Source organism: Cupriavidus sp. FW216-B1, from assembly GCF_058789195.1.
Genome location: NZ_JBYTEL010000003.1, coordinates 201,582 through 218,996 on the forward strand (window position 1 = coordinate 201,582; position 17,415 = coordinate 218,996).

17 protein-coding genes are annotated in these 17,415 nt (G+C 72.5%); 9 read left to right on the forward strand and 8 right to left on the reverse strand.

Translation table 11 applies throughout. The features are described from left to right. Window positions 1-96: 96 nt before the first annotated feature. From AC3WXD_RS10665 to AC3WXD_RS10680, 4 genes are all read right to left on the reverse strand, one after another. Window positions 97-1,455 carry an MBL fold metallo-hydrolase RNA specificity domain-containing protein gene (locus AC3WXD_RS10665; protein ID WP_059413156.1) on the reverse strand — a complete coding sequence of 453 codons (1,359 nt, stop codon included), beginning with the start codon at window positions 1,453-1,455 and terminating at the stop codon, window positions 97-99. A gap of 118 nt (window positions 1,456-1,573) precedes the next feature. Continuing rightward, window positions 1,574-1,999 carry an Hsp20/alpha crystallin family protein gene (locus AC3WXD_RS10670; RefSeq protein ID WP_492323658.1) on the reverse strand — a complete coding sequence of 142 codons (426 nt, stop codon included), beginning with the start codon at window positions 1,997-1,999 and terminating at the stop codon, window positions 1,574-1,576. A gap of 123 nt (window positions 2,000-2,122) precedes the next feature. After that, a complete protein-coding gene (locus tag AC3WXD_RS10675) occupies window positions 2,123-2,767 on the reverse strand; it encodes a response regulator (protein WP_454731363.1) in 645 nt (214 codons plus the stop codon). Further along, on the reverse strand, window positions 2,764-3,927 hold the full coding sequence (locus AC3WXD_RS10680; protein WP_059413159.1) for a PAS domain-containing sensor histidine kinase: 1,164 nt from the start codon (window positions 3,925-3,927) through the stop codon (window positions 2,764-2,766). The genes AC3WXD_RS10675 and AC3WXD_RS10680 overlap by 4 nt, the downstream gene beginning before the upstream one ends. Window positions 3,928-4,153: 226 nt before the next feature. Here AC3WXD_RS10680 and AC3WXD_RS10685 point away from each other — a divergent pair, with 226 nt between their 5' ends. The 3 genes from AC3WXD_RS10685 (at window position 4,154) to AC3WXD_RS10695 (ending at window position 7,122) form a co-directional block, all read left to right on the forward strand. Beyond that, a complete protein-coding gene (locus AC3WXD_RS10685) occupies window positions 4,154-4,591 on the forward strand; it encodes a response regulator (RefSeq protein WP_059413160.1) in 438 nt (145 codons plus the stop codon). 82 nt (window positions 4,592-4,673) lie between these two features. Continuing rightward, a complete protein-coding gene (gene fnr / locus AC3WXD_RS10690; protein ID WP_231586548.1) occupies window positions 4,674-5,486 on the forward strand; it encodes a fumarate/nitrate reduction transcriptional regulator Fnr in 813 nt (270 codons plus the stop codon). Between the two features lie 121 nt (window positions 5,487-5,607). Beyond that, window positions 5,608-7,122: a bifunctional aminoglycoside phosphotransferase/ATP-binding protein gene (locus tag AC3WXD_RS10695; protein WP_492323659.1), complete on the forward strand. Its 1,515-nt coding sequence runs from the start codon at window positions 5,608-5,610 to the stop codon at window positions 7,120-7,122. 128 nt (window positions 7,123-7,250) lie between these two features. Here AC3WXD_RS10695 and AC3WXD_RS10700 read toward each other — a convergent pair whose 3' ends face one another. Then, the gene (locus AC3WXD_RS10700; protein WP_082079663.1) at window positions 7,251-7,796 is read right to left on the reverse strand and encodes a flavodoxin family protein; all 546 of its coding nucleotides are present in this window, start codon (window positions 7,794-7,796) and stop codon (window positions 7,251-7,253) included. Window positions 7,797-7,848: 52 nt separating this feature from the next. Beyond that, window positions 7,849-8,307, reverse strand: coding sequence for a universal stress protein (locus AC3WXD_RS10705; RefSeq protein WP_059413162.1), 459 nt, complete (start codon window positions 8,305-8,307; stop codon window positions 7,849-7,851). A gap of 276 nt (window positions 8,308-8,583) precedes the next feature. On the opposite strand from AC3WXD_RS10705, the gene AC3WXD_RS10710 reads away from it, so the two are divergent. The 4 genes from AC3WXD_RS10710 (at window position 8,584) to mepK (ending at window position 12,450) form a co-directional block, all read left to right on the forward strand. After that, entirely contained in the window at window positions 8,584-9,600 is a 1,017-nt protein-coding gene (locus AC3WXD_RS10710) for a zinc-dependent alcohol dehydrogenase family protein (RefSeq protein ID WP_492323660.1), read from the forward strand. Window positions 9,601-9,729: 129 nt separating this feature from the next. After that, entirely contained in the window at window positions 9,730-10,185 is a 456-nt protein-coding gene (locus AC3WXD_RS10715; protein ID WP_059413163.1) for a universal stress protein, read from the forward strand. Beyond that, window positions 10,182-11,855, forward strand: coding sequence for a L,D-transpeptidase family protein (locus AC3WXD_RS10720; RefSeq protein ID WP_492323661.1), 1,674 nt, complete (start codon window positions 10,182-10,184; stop codon window positions 11,853-11,855). Before AC3WXD_RS10715 ends, AC3WXD_RS10720 begins: the two co-directional genes overlap by 4 nt. Before the next feature lie 19 nt (window positions 11,856-11,874). Continuing rightward, window positions 11,875-12,450, forward strand: coding sequence for a peptidoglycan L,D-endopeptidase MepK (gene mepK / locus AC3WXD_RS10725; protein WP_231586549.1), 576 nt, complete (start codon window positions 11,875-11,877; stop codon window positions 12,448-12,450). 45 nt (window positions 12,451-12,495) lie between these two features. On the opposite strand, the gene AC3WXD_RS10730 is transcribed toward mepK, so the two are convergent. Continuing rightward, complete coding sequence (locus AC3WXD_RS10730; protein WP_492323662.1) at window positions 12,496-13,521, reverse strand: helix-turn-helix domain-containing protein; 1,026 nt, start codon at window positions 13,519-13,521, stop codon at window positions 12,496-12,498. Window positions 13,522-13,762: 241 nt separating this feature from the next. On the opposite strand from AC3WXD_RS10730, the gene AC3WXD_RS10735 reads away from it, so the two are divergent. Together AC3WXD_RS10735 and AC3WXD_RS10740 are read left to right on the forward strand one after the other, a co-directional pair. After that, the gene (locus AC3WXD_RS10735; protein WP_492323663.1) at window positions 13,763-14,887 is read left to right on the forward strand and encodes an NAD(P)-dependent alcohol dehydrogenase; all 1,125 of its coding nucleotides are present in this window, start codon (window positions 13,763-13,765) and stop codon (window positions 14,885-14,887) included. 38 nt (window positions 14,888-14,925) lie between these two features. After that, a complete protein-coding gene (locus tag AC3WXD_RS10740; RefSeq protein ID WP_492323664.1) occupies window positions 14,926-16,419 on the forward strand; it encodes an aldehyde dehydrogenase family protein in 1,494 nt (497 codons plus the stop codon). Window positions 16,420-16,514: 95 nt separating this feature from the next. On the opposite strand, the gene AC3WXD_RS10745 is transcribed toward AC3WXD_RS10740, so the two are convergent. Next, entirely contained in the window at window positions 16,515-17,099 is a 585-nt protein-coding gene (locus AC3WXD_RS10745) for a ProQ/FinO family protein (RefSeq protein ID WP_492323665.1), read from the reverse strand. Window positions 17,100-17,415: the final 316 nt, after the last annotated feature.

A 17,415-nucleotide genomic window follows, 5' to 3' on the forward strand; every position in this document is an offset into this window, starting at 1 on the left:
CCGGCCCGGGCAATGCCCGGCCGGCGCCGCGCGGCGTTTTGCGTTCAGTCCGGCGAGTCAAGCGAGCAGGTCAGTCGAGCGGATCAGTCCAGCGATTCAGTCCAGCGCATACGACCGCAGGTATTCCGGCATCGACACCGGCCACTGCAGCTCGCGCTCGATGCGCTGGCGCAGCGCGTCGCTGGCCGCCGGCTCGCCATGCACCACGAAGGTCTGCCGCGGCGCCTGGCCGAAGCCGCCCAGCCACGTCATCAGCTCGTTGGCGTCCGCGTGCGCGGACAGGGTCTCGATCTGCGCGACCGCGGCCCGCACCGGCACCGGCTTGCCGTGGATGCGCAGCTCGCGCGCGCCCGCGGCCAGCGCCGCGCCGCGCGTGCCGGCGGCCTGGAAGCCCGACAGCAGGATGGTGTTGCGCGCGTCCTGGCCGTAGGTCTGCAGGTGATGCACGACGCGCCCGCCGGTGGCCATGCCGCTGCCGGCGAGGATGATCTTGGGCGCGCGGTCGCGCTGGAGCCACGCCGACTGCTGCACGCTCTGCACCAGGATGGCCATGTTGCAGGCCGCGGTGCAGTCGGCGCGCTCGATGCGCAGCTCGTCCGGGTGCAGCGCGAACACCTCGGTGGCGTCGATGGCCATCGGGCTGTCGAGGTAGACCGGCACCGCCGGGATGCGGTTCTGCTGGCGCAGGCGGTACAGGCAGTACAGCAGCGCCTGGCTGCGCCCCACCGCGAAGGCCGGGATCACCACGCTGCCGCCGCGGCCGATGGTGCGGCTGACGACTTCGCCGAGCGTGTCGAGCGGGTCTTCGTCCGGGTGGACGCGGTTGCCGTAGGTGGACTCCACCAGCAGGTAGTCCGCCGCGCGCACGGCTTCCGGCGCGCGCATGACGATGTCCTGCTGCCGCCCCAGGTCGCCCGAGAACACGATGCGCCGCCCGCCCGCATGCAGCGTCACGATGGCCGAGCCGATGATATGCCCGGCGCGGTGGAACTCCGCCTCCACACCGGGCGCCACCGCCACGCGCGTGTCGTAGTGGGACGGCTCCAGCCGCCGCAGCGCGCGCACGGCGTCGGCGCCGTCGTAGAGCGGCAGCGCCGGGTGGTGGCGCGAGAAGCCCTCGCGGTTGGCGAAGCGCGCGTCCTCCTCGGCCAGGTGGGCGGAATCGGGCAGCAGGATGTTGCAGAGCTGGGCGGTGCCCATCGTGCAGAAGACCCGCCCGCGGAAACCGTTGCGCACCAGCAGCGGCAGGTAGCCGCTGTGGTCGATGTGCGCGTGCGTCAGCACCACCGCGTCGAGCCGGGCGGGGTCGACCGGCAGCGGTTCCCAGTTGCGCAGGCGCAGTGCCTTGTAGCCCTGGAACAGCCCGCAGTCCACCATCACGCGGCTGTGGCCGGTATCGAGCACATACCTGGAGCCCGTCACCGTGTCGGTGGCGCCGAGAAATTGCAGTTGCATCGCTGCGTTCCGCCTGTGGGGGTATATATGGGGTGGGCGCATCGCCGCGGCCGGCGATGCGCGCCAGGCCGGTCCGGCGGCGGCACAGCTGCGGGCCGCGCCGGTTGCCGGCGGACCGTCAGCGAATCGTCACGCGCTGCTGCGGCGACGCTTCTTTCTTGGGCAGCACCACGCGCAGCACGCCATCCTCGTAGCTGGCGTCGACCTTGCTTTCGTCGATGGTGCTGTCGAGCGTGAACGCGCGCTGCATCGCGCCGCTGTAGCGCTCGCGGCGGATCACGCGCTCGCCGTCCTTCTGCTCGGACGAGCGCTCGACCTTGGCCGAGATCATCACCGTGCCGCGGTCGACCGACACGTTGATGTCTTCCTTCTTCGCGCCGGGAATCTCGGCCACGAGGTTGTAGGCCTTGTCGGACTCCGTCACGTCGACCTTGAACGCGAAGCCGCCGGCTTCGGGGCCGCTGCGGAACGCCCGCAGCATGCCCTGGAACAAGTCGCCGACCGGTTCGATCGACAGCGGGTCGTAGATCCTGAGATTGCTCATCGCTTGCCTCCATGAGGTGAACGGCCCGGGCCGGGCCTGCGTTTCATGGTGGCACAGGGGGGCAAAACGGCCTTGTTCCAGATCAAGGCCGGCGCCACGCCGCGGCGGCGCGGACGCGGCGCCTCAGAGCTCGCCTTCGCCGAACAGCCGGTGGCGGATCGCATAGCGCACCAGCGCGGCCTCGCTGGGCAGCTGCATCTTCTCCATCAGCCGCATCTTGTAGGTGCTCACGGTCTTGGCGCTGACGCACAGGCCGGCGGCGATCTCGGTCAGCGGCTCGCCGAGCACGAGCCGCCGGTAGACCTCCATCTCGCGGTCCGACAGGCGCAGGTGCGGCTCGTCGCGGTGCTCGTCCTGCAGGCTGTTGGCGAGCTTCTCCGCCATCGCCGGGCTCACGTAGGTGCCGCCGCCGGCCACCTTGCCGATGGCGCTGACCAGCTCGGTCGCCGCGCTCTCCTTGGTCAGGTAGCCGGCCGCGCCGGCGCGGAACGCGCGCACCACGTACTGCTCCTCGGCGTGCATGGTCAGCACCAGGATGCGCAGCGCCGGCTGCTCGGCGCGCAACTGCTTGATCAGCTCCAGGCCGCTGCGCCCGGGCATGGACAGGTCCAGCAGGATCACGCGCGGCTGGCACTCGCGCGCCATCTGCAGCACCTGGGTGCCGTCGACCGCCTCGCCCACCACTTCGAAGCCGCCCGACCTGCCGAGGATGTGGCGCAGGCCGTCCCGCACCACGGCGTGGTCGTCGGCGATCATCACGGAAATCATGACAGGGCCTCCGGGCTGGTCTTGTCGGCGTCCGCTTCGGCGCCGGGCAGCGGGAAGCAGACCGTCAGGCAGAACCCGGCGCCGTCGGCCTGCGTGGTCGAGACCGTGCCGGCCAGCAGGCGCGCGCGCTCGCGGATGCCGACCAGCCCCAGCGAGATGCGCCGGCCGCGCGCCGGCCGGCCGGCGCCGGCCGCGCTGCCGCGGCCGTTGTCGCGCACCGTCAGCTCGTAATGCGCCGGGTGGCGCACCAGCCCGATGTCCACCCGGCTGGCCTCGGCGTGCTGGACCACGTTGCTGAGCGCCTCCTGCACGATGCGGAACACCGCCGTGGCGGCGCGCTCGCCCACGTCCTCCTCCTCGGCCGCGTGCACCGCCACGGCGATGCCGTAGCGCGCGGAGAACTCCTTGGCCAGCCATTCGATGGCCGGCATCAGACCGAGCTCGTCGAGCAGCGCCGGGCGCAGGTCGGCGGCGATGCGCCGCACCGAGGCCACGGTCTCGTCGATCACCAGGTTCATGGCCGCGGCCTGGTCCAGCAGGCCTTGCGCGGCGCCGGCCTCGCGCAGGTCGCCGGCCAGGATCGCCAGGTCCATCTTGAGCGCGCTCAGGCGCTGGCCGAGGTCGTCGTGCAGCTCGCGCGCGATGCGGCGGCGCTCCTCCTCGCGCGAGGCCTGGACCCGGTCGGAAAGCTGCTGGAGCTCCTCGCGCGACTGGCGCATGGCGGCTTCGGCCCGCACGCGCTCGGTGGTGTCGCGCAGGATCACGGTAAACAGCTTGCCGTGGCCGTCCTGGGTCTGCGAGATCGACGCCTCGATCGGGAATTCGGTGCCGTCCCGGCGCAGCGCGTGCAGCACGCGCTGCAGGCCCATCTGCCGCTCGCTCACGCCGGTCACGCCGAAGCGGCGCACATGTGCTCCATGCGCCTCACGGAAGCGGGCCGGGATGAAGTCCCCGAGCGGCCTGCCGAGCGCCTGCGCCGCGGTGTAGCCGAACAGCCGCTCGGCCATCGGGTTGAACAGCACCACCTGCTGCGCCTCGTCCACCGTGATGATGGCCTCCATCGAGGAGCGGATGATGCCGGCGAGACGGGCCTCGCTGGCCTGGGTGCGCGCCAGGTCCTGCGCGCCGGGTTGCGGTAGGTCGGTTGGTTCGGGAGCCATATCGGTAGCCGTCTTTGGGGCGAAGCGTGCTCCGCCGGCAGGTCGGCCGGCGGAGACGAAAGGTAGCCGATCTGCATGATACGCATTCGTGGCCCGCGGCGGGCACCCTTCTCGCGTTTGCCGGCCGTCTTTGTCAGGAAAACCTGACACGGACCTTCCTTTCCCGGACGCCATCTTCAGCCGTCGCTGCTTTCGGCCGGCCCCGCCGGCGACGATACTGCAACCCATGAATTCGTTGCCCTGCACCCAACCGCTGACCGTCCTCGTGCTCGAGCATGCGCCCATGATCAGCGCGCGCCTGACGCGGATGCTGCGCGCGATGAAGGAAGTGGAGCTGGTGGCCTCGTCGCGGGAGCCGCGCGCGGCCATGCTGGCGGCCCTGATCCTGCTGCCCGACGTGGTGATCCTGGCGCTGCCGCTGCGCCGCGAAGCCGGCATGCGCGCGCTGCAGGACCTGGCGCGCATGCGCCGGCCGGCCACCATCATCGTCCTGAGCAACTGTTCGATCCAGCCGATGCGCGATGCCTACCTGCAGGCCGGCGCGTCGTATTTCTTCGACAAGACGATGGAACTGGATGCGCTGCGCGGCGCGCTGCTGCAGCTCGCCGCCAGGAAGACCGCCGCGCAGCAGGCAGCGCCGCAAATTGACGTATCGACGCATTGACGTACCGACGGCAGCACCGGGAAACAGCGCAGTTGAATCGCGGCACGCCAGCCGGCATGCCGAAGGGATGAACGAGGCCACCATGTCACACCACCTGCAACAGGAAGCACCGCCGGCAGCCAGCGCTGCCATCCACGCCCCCCAGGTCCTGCGACTGCTGCGGCAGGAACCGCAGGCGCCGGCGGCGCCGGCCCCGTGCGCGGGCGCCAGCCACAAGGCAAGCTGCTCCAACTGCGCGATGCGCACCATCTGCCTGGGCAGCAAGCTGAACGACGCCGAGCGCATGCGGCTCGACACCGTGATCCACAACTGGCGCATGGTCAGGCGCGGCGAGGCCCTCTACCGCGCCGGCGATGCCTTCCAGAGCATCTACGCGCTGCGCTCGGGTTCGTTCAAGACCGTGGTGGCCCACGCCAACGGCTGCGAGCAGGTCAGCGGCTTCTTCCTCACCGGCGAGACGCTCGGGCTGGACGGCATCTGCACCGAGCAGCACGCCTGCGACGCCATCGCGCTCGAGGACAGCGCGGTCTGCGTGATCCCGTTCCACCTGCTCGAAGCGCTGTGCCGCGAAATGCGCTCGCTCCAGCAGCAGGTGCACCGCATGCTGAGCAGCGAGATCGTGCGCGAATCCGGCGTCATGCTGCTGCTGGCCAGCCTGTGCGCCGAGCAGCGCGTGGCGGCGTTCCTGCTCAATATCTCGGCGCGCCAGAAGGCGCGCGGCTACTCGCCGCGCGAACTCGCGCTGCGCATGACCCGCGAGGAAATCGGCAGCTATCTCGGCATGAAGCTGGAAACCGTCAGCCGGACCCTGTCGCGCTTCCAGCGCGACGGCCTGATCAGCGTGCACGGCAAGCGCATCAGCCTGCTGGACCTCGACGCGCTGGACCGCATCTAGCATCCCGCCCGGCGGCGGCCCCCGCCCCCTCTTGACCCCCGTCAAGCCGGCGCCCGGCCACCCGCCTAGCATGGAGACTCGGCCCGCCGGCACCGGCGGGCGCCACCCGGGAGAGCCGAGCATGGAATCCGAGGGACTCGCGCGGGCGCTGATGCGGCCCGCGGCCTACCCCCACCCCGTGGACAAGGTCACGCTGATCGAAACCCACATCTCGCAAGTCTTCCTGGCCGGTGCCTTCGCCTACAAGGTGCGCAAGCCGGTATGCCTGGACTTCGTCGATTTCCGCAGCCTGGCGGCGCGCCGCGCCGATTGCGAAACCGAGCTGCGGCTCAACCGGCGGCTGGCCGCGCCGCTGTACCTCGGCGTCGTGCCGATCGCCGCCGGCCCCGGGCCGCGCGAGGTCACGGTCGGCGGCGACGGCCCGGCGCTGGAATACGCCGTCAAGATGCGCCGCTTCCGCCAGCGCGACCTGCTGGCCACGATGGCCGAGGCCGACCAGCTGAGCGGCCCGCAGATCGAGGCGCTGGGCCGCCAGCTCTCCGCCTTCCACCGCGCCGCCCCGGCGGCGGCCCCCGGCGGCGGCCACGGTACCCCGGCGCAGATCGGCGCGGTGATGGAACAGGCGCTGGCCGGGCTGGCCGCGCTCGCGCCGGAAGACGCCATGACGGCGCGGGTGGCGGCGCTGCTGCGCGAGCGGGCGGCGGCGCTGCGGGCCGCCTTCGGCAAGCGGCTGGCCAGCGGCCACGTCAGGGAATGCCACGGCGACCTGCATCTGGGCAACGTCGCGCTGATCGACGAGGTGCCAACGCCGTTCGACTGCCTGGAATTCGACGCCGGGCTGCGCTGGATCGACACCGCCAGCGACATCGCCTTCCTGTTCATGGACCTGCAGCACCACGGCCGGCAGGACCTGGCCTACCGGCTGCTCAACACCTACCTGGAATGCAGCGGCGACTACGCCGCGCTGGCCGTGCTGCCGTTCTACACCGCCATGCGCGCCGTGGTGCGCGCGCGCGTGCTGCTCGAGCGCGCGCGGCAGCGCGGCGCGGCCGGCGCCATCAGCGCCGAGGAAACCGCCAGGACGCGGCTGCTGTGCAAGGACCTGCTGGGGCTGGCCGCCTCCACGCTGACGCGCCGCCCGGGCGCCATCACCATCATGCACGGGCTGTCCGGCAGCGGCAAAAGCACGGTCTCCCGGCGCCTGGCGCTGGCCGGGGCGATGGTGCGGGTGCGCTCCGACGCCGAGCGCAAGCGCGCCGCGCGCCGCGCCGGCCCGCCCGGCGGCGAGCTTTACGCGCCCGGGCGCACCGCGCGCGTCTACCGGCGCATGCTGGCGATCTGCCGCCTGGGCAGCGGCGCGGGCTTTCCCATGATCGCCGACGCGACCTTCCTCGCGCGCGGCCAGCGGCAGCAGTTCGCCGCGCTGGCGGCGCGGCGCGGCGTGCCCTTCTCCATCGTCGACTGCGATGCCGACGTGGCCGTCCTGCGCGAGCGCATCGCGGCGCGGACGCGGCAGGGCGGCGATCCGTCCGACGCCACGCTGCAGGTGCTGGAAGGACAGCGGCGCACGCAGGAGCCGCTCGGCAGCGACGAATGGCGCCACGTGGTGCGGATCGGCGCCGGGACGCTGGCCTGACACGCCGACGGCGCCGGCATGCCCCGTCACGCCGGCAGCACGCCGATACCTCCAGATCCAGAGATGGATGGAAATTGAAGGGTGGAAATTGAACCAGGCCCGCTGCGCGCGGGCCTGGCTGCGCTGGCTCAGGCTTCCTTGGGCGAGATCCACGCGGGGCGCTGCGCGCCGCCGCCCTGCCTGCCCGCGGCCTCGACCTGGTCGGCGAAGGTGCGCAAGGGCTGCTGCACCGTGCCGCTGACCACGTCGCTCTGGCGCAGCGCCAGCACCGGCGACGGCGGCGTCCTGCCCAGGCGGGCGATCTCCTCCGCGGCGTTGAACGCGCCCTGCCGCGACATCACGCAGATCACCGAGGTATCGCAGCCCAGCGGCGCGCGCTCGCGCAGGAAGCTGCGCATCGGCGCGGCCAGCTTGCCGATCCAGACCGGCGCGACGATCACCAGCCGCCGGCAGTCGGCCGGCGCCGGCCCGCCGTAGCGATAGGCCACGCGGCGCAGCAGCAGGTTGTCGATCACGCAGCGCAGGTCGCCCGCCAGCCCGGCGCGGGTGGCCACGTCGCTGACTTCCGCGAGCGGCCAGCCGGTCAGCGCCGCCAGGTCTTCGGCGACCTGGCGCGCGGTGCCGGTGCGCGAGTAATAGACGATCTGGATGCCTTGCTCGTTGTCGTTCATCATGTCTCCCCGGCCATCTTGGCGTGGTTGGCTGCGTGGTTGGCTTAGTGGTTGCCTATTGCGCCGGCTTCGGCGCGTGCACCAGCAGCACCGGCAGGTGGCTCTGCCGCACCAGGCCCTCGGCCACGCTGCCCATCAGCAGCCGCTTGACGCCGCGGCGGCCGTGCGTGCCCACCACCAGCAGCTCGGCGCCGGCCTGCTCCGCCGCCTGCTCGATCGCGCTGGAGACGTCGCCGATCGCGAGCGGCTCGTCGATCATGATGGTCGAGCACTTGACCTTTGCCGCCGCGGCGAGGGCCTTGGCCTCGTCGAGCAGTTGCTGCCCGCCCTCGACCAGGCTGGAGCGCAGGTCCGTCAGGTCGACATAACCGACCTCGTAGCGCAGATAGCTGTTGTCGATCACATGCACCACCACCAGTTCGGCGCCGGTCGCGCCGGCCACGCGCAGCGCTTCGTCCAGCGCCTGCATGGAGGATTCGCTGCCGTCCACGGCAACCAGGATCTTGCTGTACATCGTCTTCTCTCCCGCCGCGGTCGCTCCGCGGTCATCAAAGGGGGGAACATAGCCGCCCCTGCGGCAGCCCTGGTCCCGATGGTTCCAGTTTGTCCGCGCCGGCGACGGCCATGTTGATGTGGATCATGCATTTCGCAGCTTTGCCGGCGCGCTCCGGGGGCTGCCCCGCCACCACGCGCCACCACGCGCCACCTTGATGCGGCGCAAGCGGCCGCGCGCGGCGTGGCCTAGCATGGAAACAGGATAATCCGGCCGGCGGCCGGCAAGGAGGCGGAGATGCAGCAGTGGATGCGAGCGATGGTGTTCGACGGCGACGGCCCGGTCCTGCGCGCGGCGCGCGTGCCGGTGCCGGTGCCCGGGCCGGGCGAGGTGCGGATCGCCGTGACCGCCTGCGGCGTCTGTCGCACCGACCTGCACATCCTCGACGGCGAGCTGGCGCAGCCCAAGCCCGCGCTGATTCCGGGCCACGAGATCGTCGGCCGGGTCGAGTCCTGCGGCGCGGGCGTCACCGGCTTCGCCGCGGGCGACCGCGTGGGCGTGCCCTGGCTGGGCCGGACCTGCGGGCACTGCCCGTTCTGCGCGGCGCACCGCGAGAACCTGTGCGACGCGCCGCAGTTCACCGGCTACACGCGCGACGGCGGCTACGCCGAGTACGTGGTGGCCGACAGCCGCTATTGCTTCCGCATCCCGGACCGCTACGACGACGAGCACGCCGCGCCGCTGCTGTGCGCGGGCCTGATCGGCTACCGCACGCTGCGCATGGCCGGCGCGGCCCGGCGCATCGGCATCTACGGCTTCGGCGCGGCGGCCCACCTGGTGACGCAGATCGCGGTGGCGCAGCAGCGCGAGATCTACGCCTTCACGCGCCCCGGCGACGACGCCGCCAGCCGGCTGGCGCGCGCCACCGGCGCCTGCTGGACCGGCCCCAGCGACCAGCCGCCGCCGCGCCTGCTCGACGCCGCGCTGATCTTCGCGCCGGTCGGCGCGCTGGTGCCGCTGGCGCTGCAGGCAGTCGACAAGGGCGGCACGGTGGTCTGCGGCGGCATCCACATGAGCGACATCCCGGCCTTCGCATACCGGCTGCTGTGGGAGGAGCGGTCCCTGGTCTCGGTGGCCAACCTCACGCGCGAGGACGGCGAGGCCCTGATGCGGATCGCGCAGGACACGCCGCTGCGCACCACCATCAAGGTCTATGCGCTGGAGCAGGCCAACGCCGCGCTGGCCGACCTGCGCGCGGGCACCCTCAGCGGCGCCGCGGTGCTGCGCATCGGCGCGGACGCGGCGGGCGCTTGATGTGCGTCAACACCCGGACGGCGCCGGCCCTTATTCTCCAGGCAACGGCGCCCCCCGCGGGGAGGCTGCCCTTGTCACACGGCGAATACTGACGAACACAGCGGCTGCTCAGCCAGGAGAAACATCATCATGTACGACAAGATCTTGCTCGCGGTGGACGGCAGCCGCTCCTCGGACCTGGCGGTGAGCCAGGCCATCCTCTTCGCCAAGGCGACCGGCGGCGAAATCAAGGCGCTGTTCGTGGCCGACGACGCCGACGTGTTCTACTTCGCCGGCACCACCTACCCGTCCTGGCTGATGGACAGCATCCGCACGATGGGCGAGGAAACGCTGGCCGCGGCCGCCCGGCGCATGACGGAAGCCGGCGTGCGCCACGCCACCAAGCTGATCGAGAACCCGGTCTCGCCCGGCCTGATCGCCGAGACCATCGTCGGCGAGGCCAATAGCTGGGGCGCCGACCTGATCGTGATGGGCACGCACGGCCGCCGCGGCGTCAAGCGCATGGTCATGGGCAGCGTGGCCGAAGGCGTGGTGCGCGAAAGCAGCAAGCCCGTGCTGCTGATCCGCAGCGAAATCAAGGAATGAGGGCAGCGCACCGCACTGCCCTGCCACGCGGCCACGCCGGCGCCGCCGCGATCCTGAAGGCGCCGCTGGTCGCTGCCCTGCTGGCCGCCGCGCTGGCGGCCTGGCATGCCGCCGCGCTGGCGGCCTGGCATGCCGGCGCGCTGGCCGCCGAGGCCGGGCTGTGGTTCGCCCAGGGCCGCCCCGTGGCCGAGGCGCAGCAGGCCGTCGACAGCCTTGCCGATGCCGCCGCCGACGGGCTCGAGCCGGACGACTACGGCGCCGCCGCGCTGCGCCGCGCCCTCGCGCAGGCGCAGGACGGGCCGCCGCTGGCGCCGGACGCCGCGGCCGGCCTCGACCGGGCGCTGACCGCGGCGATGGAGCGCTACCTGGCCGACCTGCACGGCGGCCGCATCGACCCGCGCCAGATCCACGAGAATTTCTCCGGCGCGGCCGACGCCCGCTTCGACGCCGCCGCCTACCTGCGCGCCGCCGTCGCCGCGCACCGCCTGCCCGAGGCGGTGCGGCAGGCGGCGCCCTCGTTCCCGCTCTACGGCGCCCTGCGCGACGCGCTGGCCCGCTACCGCGCGCTGGCCGCCGGCCCTGCCTGGCAGGCGCCGCTGCCGCCGCTGCCGGCGCGCAAGCTGGCGCCGGGCGCGCCCTACGCCGGCGCGCCGGCGCTGGCGCAGCGCCTGGCCGCGCTGGGCGACCTGCCCGCCGGCCAGCCCGCGGGCGCGGCGCCGCCCGCGCGCTACGAAGGCGCGCTGGTGGACGGCGTCAAGGCCTTCCAGGCGCGCCACGGGCTGGACCCGGACGGCGTGATCGGCGCGGGGACGTTCGCGCAGCTGAACACGCCGCCGGCCGGCCGCGTGCGCCAGATCGAGCTCACGCTGGAGCGCCTGCGCTGGACGCCGCTGCTGGACGGCCCGCGCATGATCGTGGTCAACGTGCCGGAGTTCGTGCTGCGCGCCTACGAGGTGGAGGACGGCGGCGTGCGGGTCAGGGCCGAGATGAAGGTCATCGTCGGCAAGGCGCTCGACACGCGCACGCCGCTGTTCAAGGAGGACATGCGCTTCATCGAGTTCAGCCCCTACTGGAACATCCCGCCGTCCATCGCGCGCGCGGAAACCCTGCCCCGGCTGCGCCGCGACCCCGCCTATTTCACGCGGCAGGGGCTGGAGTTCGTCGGCGGCGACGGCAAGGTCTCGGCGGTGCTGTCGGCGGCGAACCTCGACGCCGTGCAGCGCGGGCAGATGCGCATACGGCAGCGCCCCGGGCCGCTCAACGCGCTCGGCGACATCAAGTTCATCTTCCCCAACAACGACAACATCTACCTGCACCACACGCCGGCGCCGCAACTGTTCACGCGCGACCGCCGCGACTTCAGCCACGGCTGCATCCGAGTGGAAGACCCGGTGGCGCTAGCCGGCTTCGTCCTGCGCGACATGCCCGGCTGGAACGAGGCGCGCATCCGCCAGGCGATGGACAAGGGCCAGTCGAGCACGCTGCGGCTGCAGGAACCGCTGCCCGTGGTGCTTGCCTACGGCACCGCCATCGTCAAGGCCGACGGGCGTGTATATTTCTTCAACGACATCTACGGGCTCGACGGCCTGCTGGACCGGGCCCTGCGGCAACATTCGGCCAGCCGGCGCGCGGGCAGCGCTACCGGCGCGCCCGCCCAGGCCGCGCCCTGACGCCATGAGGAAACACCCGATGCCCAAGCCGATGCCCAAGCCCTTTCCCCGCCGCGCCTTCCTGTCGCGCTCGGCGCAACTGGCGCTGGCCGGCGCCGCGCTGCCGCTGGCGGCGCGCCCCGCCTTCGCCTCGCTGGCGGCCTTGCCCGACGCGCGCAGCCTGTCGTTCGACCACACCCACACCGGCGAGCGCATCGCGCTGGTGTTCGCCGTGGGCGACCAGTTCGTGCCCGAGTCGCTGGCCGCGCTCAACCACTTCCTGCGCGACCACTACAGCGGGCAGGCCGGCGTCATCGACCCGCAGCTGTTCACGCTGCTCTACCGCCTGCGCCGCACGCTCGACAGCGACAGCCCGTTCCAGGTGATCTCCGGCTACCGCAGCCCGGCCACCAACGCGCGGCTGCGCAAGACGCGCGGCGGCGGCGTGGCCAGCCACAGCCTGCACATGGACGGCAAGGCCATCGACATCCGCCTGGCCGGCGTGCCGCTGGCCGACCTGCGCGACGCGGCGCTGTCCCTGCGCGGCGGCGGCGTGGGCTTCTATCCGCACGAGCAGTTCGTGCATGCCGACACCGGGCGCGTGCGCGACTGGTAGCGGCCCGGAGGATAGGCATTCCGGACGGGATAACGGCGGGCGGCCTCAGCCACGCCGCCGCAGCGTCTCGGACGGCTTCTCGCCGAACGCCTTGCGGTAGTCCACGGCGAACTGTCCCAGGTGCGCAAAGCCCCAGCGCAGCGCGGCCCCGGTCACGGTCTCGCCGCCATCCGCGTCGAGCAGGGCGCGCCTGACGCGCTGCAATCGCACCGCCTTCAGGAACTGCATCACGCCGATGCCGCGCCAGTCGTGGAAGACCCGCTGCAAGGTGCGCACGCTGCACTGCGCCGCGCCGGCCACCGCCAGCAAGGTCAGCGGCTGGTCCGCGTGCGCCTCGATGAACGCGACCGCGCGGCGCAGGCAGGCCGGGCTGACGCCGCCCGCGGGCGATGCTTCCGTGCCGCGCAGCGCGTCCTGCTCGAACAGCAGGTCCAGGATCAGCAGCTCCTCCGCCCGCGGCAGCAGCATGGCCCGCAGCGGCGGCGGCGCGTCCGGGTGCAGCGCCTGCTTGAGCCCCTGCAGCAGCGCCAGCCAGCGCGCCACCTGCGCGCGCCGCACCAGCGCCTGCGGGCGCAGGGCGAACCGCGCGCCGCCGCGGCCGGACAGCGCCCGGCCGACCGCGGCCACGCGCCCGATGTCGATGCGCGCGACCAGCTGCACGTTGTCCGCGCTGTACCGGTAGCGCGAAGCGACCCCGGGCGGCACCACCACCACGCCCGCCGCGCCACTGTGGCGAAACCCGCCGGCCTCGATGTCCGCGTGCCCCGCGACGGTGGCCAGGACCAGCGCGAAATCGGGGAACACCTCCGGCTCGATCGCGATCTCCCTGCCATAGGCAAAGCGCGACAGCCCGACCTGCGCGCCCGGCAGGTTGTGCATGCTGGCGGGATGCCGGCTGGCACCGGCGGCGCGGTAGCGGTACGGGCAGTAGACCCGCCCGATCTCGTCGCGCGCCAGGCCGAGATCGCCGGACTCGAACAGCCTGGCCGACTCGGGCATCTCGGCGGCATGCCAGTCCGGCGCGGAGGCCGCCGCGTCGAAGGCGGTGCCGGGTACGGTAGCGGGTTCCATCCGATGTCTTCCTCCTCGATCGCGCGCCATGCCCGCGGGATAACCCTCGGGCAAGGGTGCCGCGCCAGACGCCGCGCCACAGTAACGGCGCTGCGCCGATAGCCGTGGCGCCGGATCGATAGCGCCGCGGCCCGCCCCGCGCCGATGATCTGCCCACGCGGTGCGCCGCGGCCGCGCCGGCCAGCCAGCCAGAGCCGGGGCCAATGGCCGCAGTATCGCACCGCCGCCACCAGGAGACATCATGAGCACCCCCGCTTTCTACGAAGCCACCGCCGCCGTCACCCGCGCCCGAGGCGCCCCCTTCGTGCTGGAACCGGTCCGCCTGCGCGCGCCGCGCGGCAACGAAGTGCTGGTGCGCATCGTCGCCACCGGCATGTGCCACACCGACATGATCGTGCGCGACCAGTTCTACCCGGTGCCGCTGCCGGCCGTGCTCGGCCACGAAGGCGCGGGCGTGGTCGCCGCCGCGGGGCCGCGGGTCGAGCGCCTCGCCATCGGCGACCACGTGGTGCTGACCTATGGCGCCTGCGGGCATTGCCCGTCCTGCGGCGGCGGCCACGCGGCCTATTGCAATGCGTTCTACGCGCGCAACTTCGGCGGCGCCGGCCCGCACGGCGACTGCGCCATCGAAGACGCGCACGGCCAGCCCGTCCACGACCACTTCTTCGCCCAGTCGTCGTTCGCCACCTACGCCCTGAGCCGCGAAGGCAGCGCCATCAAGGTGCCGCGGGAAGCGCCGCTGGAACTGCTGGGGCCGCTCGGCTGCGGCATCCAGACCGGCGCCGGCGCCGTCATCAACGCGCTCGCGGTGCGCCCCGGCAGCAGCTTCGCCGCGCTCGGCGCCGGCGCGGTCGGGCTCTCGGCCGTGCTGGCGGCGCGCGCCGCGGGCGCCGCCACCATCGTCGCCGTCGACGTGGTGCCCGCCCGGCTGGCGCTGGCCCGCGCGCTGGGCGCCACCCACACCGTCGACAGCCGCGCGGGCGACCTCGCCGAGGCCGTGCGGCAGGCCACCGGCGGCGGCGCCGACTACGCGCTGGAATCCACCGGCCGCCCGGAAGTGCTGCGCCAGGGCGTGGCCGCGCTGGGCCGCCTCGGCACGCTCGGCGTGGTGGGCGCCTCGCCGCTGGGCACCGCGGCGGACTTCGACGTCAACGACCTGCTGATCGCCGGCAAGCGCATCCAGGGCATCTGCGAAGGCGACAGCGTGCCGCAGCGGTTCATTCCCGACCTCGTGAAGCTCTACCTGCAGGGCCGCTTCCCGTTCGACAAGCTGGTGAAGTTCTACCCGTTCGAGCAGATCAACCAGGCCGCCGCGGACAGCGAGAAGGGCCTGACGCTGAAGCCGGTCCTGCGCATCGGCCGCTGACCCCTCCCCGTCCCGACCGGACTCAGACCGAAATCAGATTGCACTCCGACACCATGAACACCTATCACGCCCACATCGGCGGCCGCCCGTTCGCGGCCGAGGCCGGCGCCATCACGGCCACCTTCGCCGCCACCAATGCCGCCACCGGCGCGCACCTGGCCGACATCGCGCGCTGCGGCGCCACCGAGATCGACGCCGCCGTCGCGGCCGCGCGCCACGCGCTGCCGGCCTGGAAGGCCACCACCTACGAAACGCGCTCGGCGCTGCTCAACCGCCTGGCCGACGCGCTCGAGGCGCAGGCACCGCGCCTGGCGCGCATCGACGCGCAGGACATCGGCCGCCGCCTCGCCGAGACGCTGGTCGACTACCAGATCGCCGTGGCCCAGTACCGCTATTTCGCCGGCGCCATCCTCACCCACGAAGGCCACGGCCGGCCGATCCCCGACGGCTACCTGATCGCCAAGCGCGAGCCCATCGGCGTGGTCGGCCAGATCATTCCGTGGAACGTGCCCGCCATCATGGTGGCGCTCAAGGTGGCGCCGGCGCTCGCCGCCGGCAACACCATCGTGCTCAAGCCGGACGAGAACGCCTCGCTCTCCACGCTGGAATTCGCCGCGATCGCCGCGCGCATCTTCCCGCCCGGCGTGGTCAACGTGGTTCCCGGCTTCGGCGAGGAAGCCGGCGCCGCGCTGACGCGCCACCCCGGCGTCGCCAAGCTGGCCTTCACCGGCAGCGCCGAGGTCGGGCGCGTCATCGGCCATGCCGGCGCCGAGCGGCTGGTGCCGGTCTCGCTGGAACTCGGCGGCAAGAGCCCGAACATCGTGTTCCCCGACATCGAGGACATCGGCGCGGTGGTCGACAACGCGCTGTTCGCCGCCATGTACTGCAACGGGCAGTCCTGCCTGGCCGGCACGCGGCTGTTCGTTCACGACGACATCTACCAACCCTTCACCGAAGCGCTGGCCGGCGCGGCCGCGCGCATCCGGGTCGGCGACCCGCTGGCGGCGGACACGCGGCTAAGCTGCCTGGTCTCGGAACGGCAGGGAGCGCGGGTGCTGGACTACATCGGCCTGGGCAAGGCCGAAGGCGCGCGGCTGCTGGCCGGCGGCGAACGCGTGCGGGTGCCCGGGTGCGAGGCCGGCTGCTTCGTCCGGCCGACCATATTCGAGGCGCGCAACGACATGCGCATCGCCCAGGAAGAGATTTTCGGGCCGGTCCTCAGCGTGATCCGCTGGCGCGACCACGACGCGATGCTGCGCGAAGCCAACGACGTGCGCTACGGACTGGCTGCCGGCATCTACACCGCCGGCCTCGAGAACGCCATGCGCACCGCCGACGCGCTCGAAGCCGGCTCGGTGTGGATCAACCACTATTTCAACCTCAACAGCGGCTCGCCCTTCGGCGGCGTGAAGGAAAGCGGGATCGGCCGCGAGCATTGCCGCGAGACGCTGAACCTGTACTCGCACGTCAAGTCGATCACCGTGCAGAACAGGGTGTCGGCGCCGCAGTTCGTGCCGCCGGGGCAGGCGTGAGTCGGGCGCGATGCGTCAGGCGTGAGCCGCGCATGGACCGCGCATGAGCCGCGCGGGCCCGCAAAGGCCCGCGCGGCTGCACGCCCGCGCCGCGCTCAGGCGCCGTCGGCGGGCGGTGGCGTGTCCGCCGCCGCGTTGTCGTTCTGCGCGGGCGCCGGCGCGACCGCGGCGGCGGCGACTTCCTTGCCGCCATCCTTGCCGCTGTCCTTGCCACCGTCCTTGCGGCCACCGCGCCCGGGCGCGCGCCGCGCCCCCTGGCGCCGCGCCCGCGCGGCCTGGTCCGCGCTCACGCTGCCGACCGGGTTGCCCTGCAGGTCGACGCGCGCCGCGCCCTCCACCAGGCACGCCCAGTAGCGGCTGCCCTGGCACCACGCGGCAATCGCCTGCTGCAACTGCTCGCGGGTCAGGCCCAGCGTGTCGAGCTGCAGCGCGGCATCGTCGAGAATGCCCTGCTTGAGCGGCAGCTTGGGCGCGGGATTCTTGGGAAACGCCCGCGGGAAGTGCCTTTGCAGGCGCCAGATCGATTCGACCACCGGGTCGACCGGCTCCTTCTTCTCCGGCCGCCGGGGCGAGGCCTTCCGCTTGTCCGCCTTGTCCGCCCTGGCCTCTTTGCCCTGCCGGGCCTCTTTAGCCTGCGCCGCCAGTTGCTGCTTCAACGCGGCAAGTTGTTCAAAACCCATAGTGCATCCGCTTCAAGAAAGTTATTCGTGCCGGGTGGCAACCATCCCGCCAGCCATCTCCCCGGCGCTGGCCCGGAAGATGGCGGAAAGACCCGCCATCCAGGCCATCGGGGCCGGACCGGGGCAGCGGCAACCCCACAGTCTAGCAATCCTGGCGGCTGCCGGCTTGAATCATGTTGCTTCGGGGATGGGTGAAGGGTAGTCGGGCGGCGCGGAACATGCCAATTGCCGATGCCCTCCGGCGCCGGTTCGGGCCGGCATTTGCGCGAGGATTCGAGCGAAGGAGAAGGTTTGCTCCCCTCTCCCGCACCGTGTG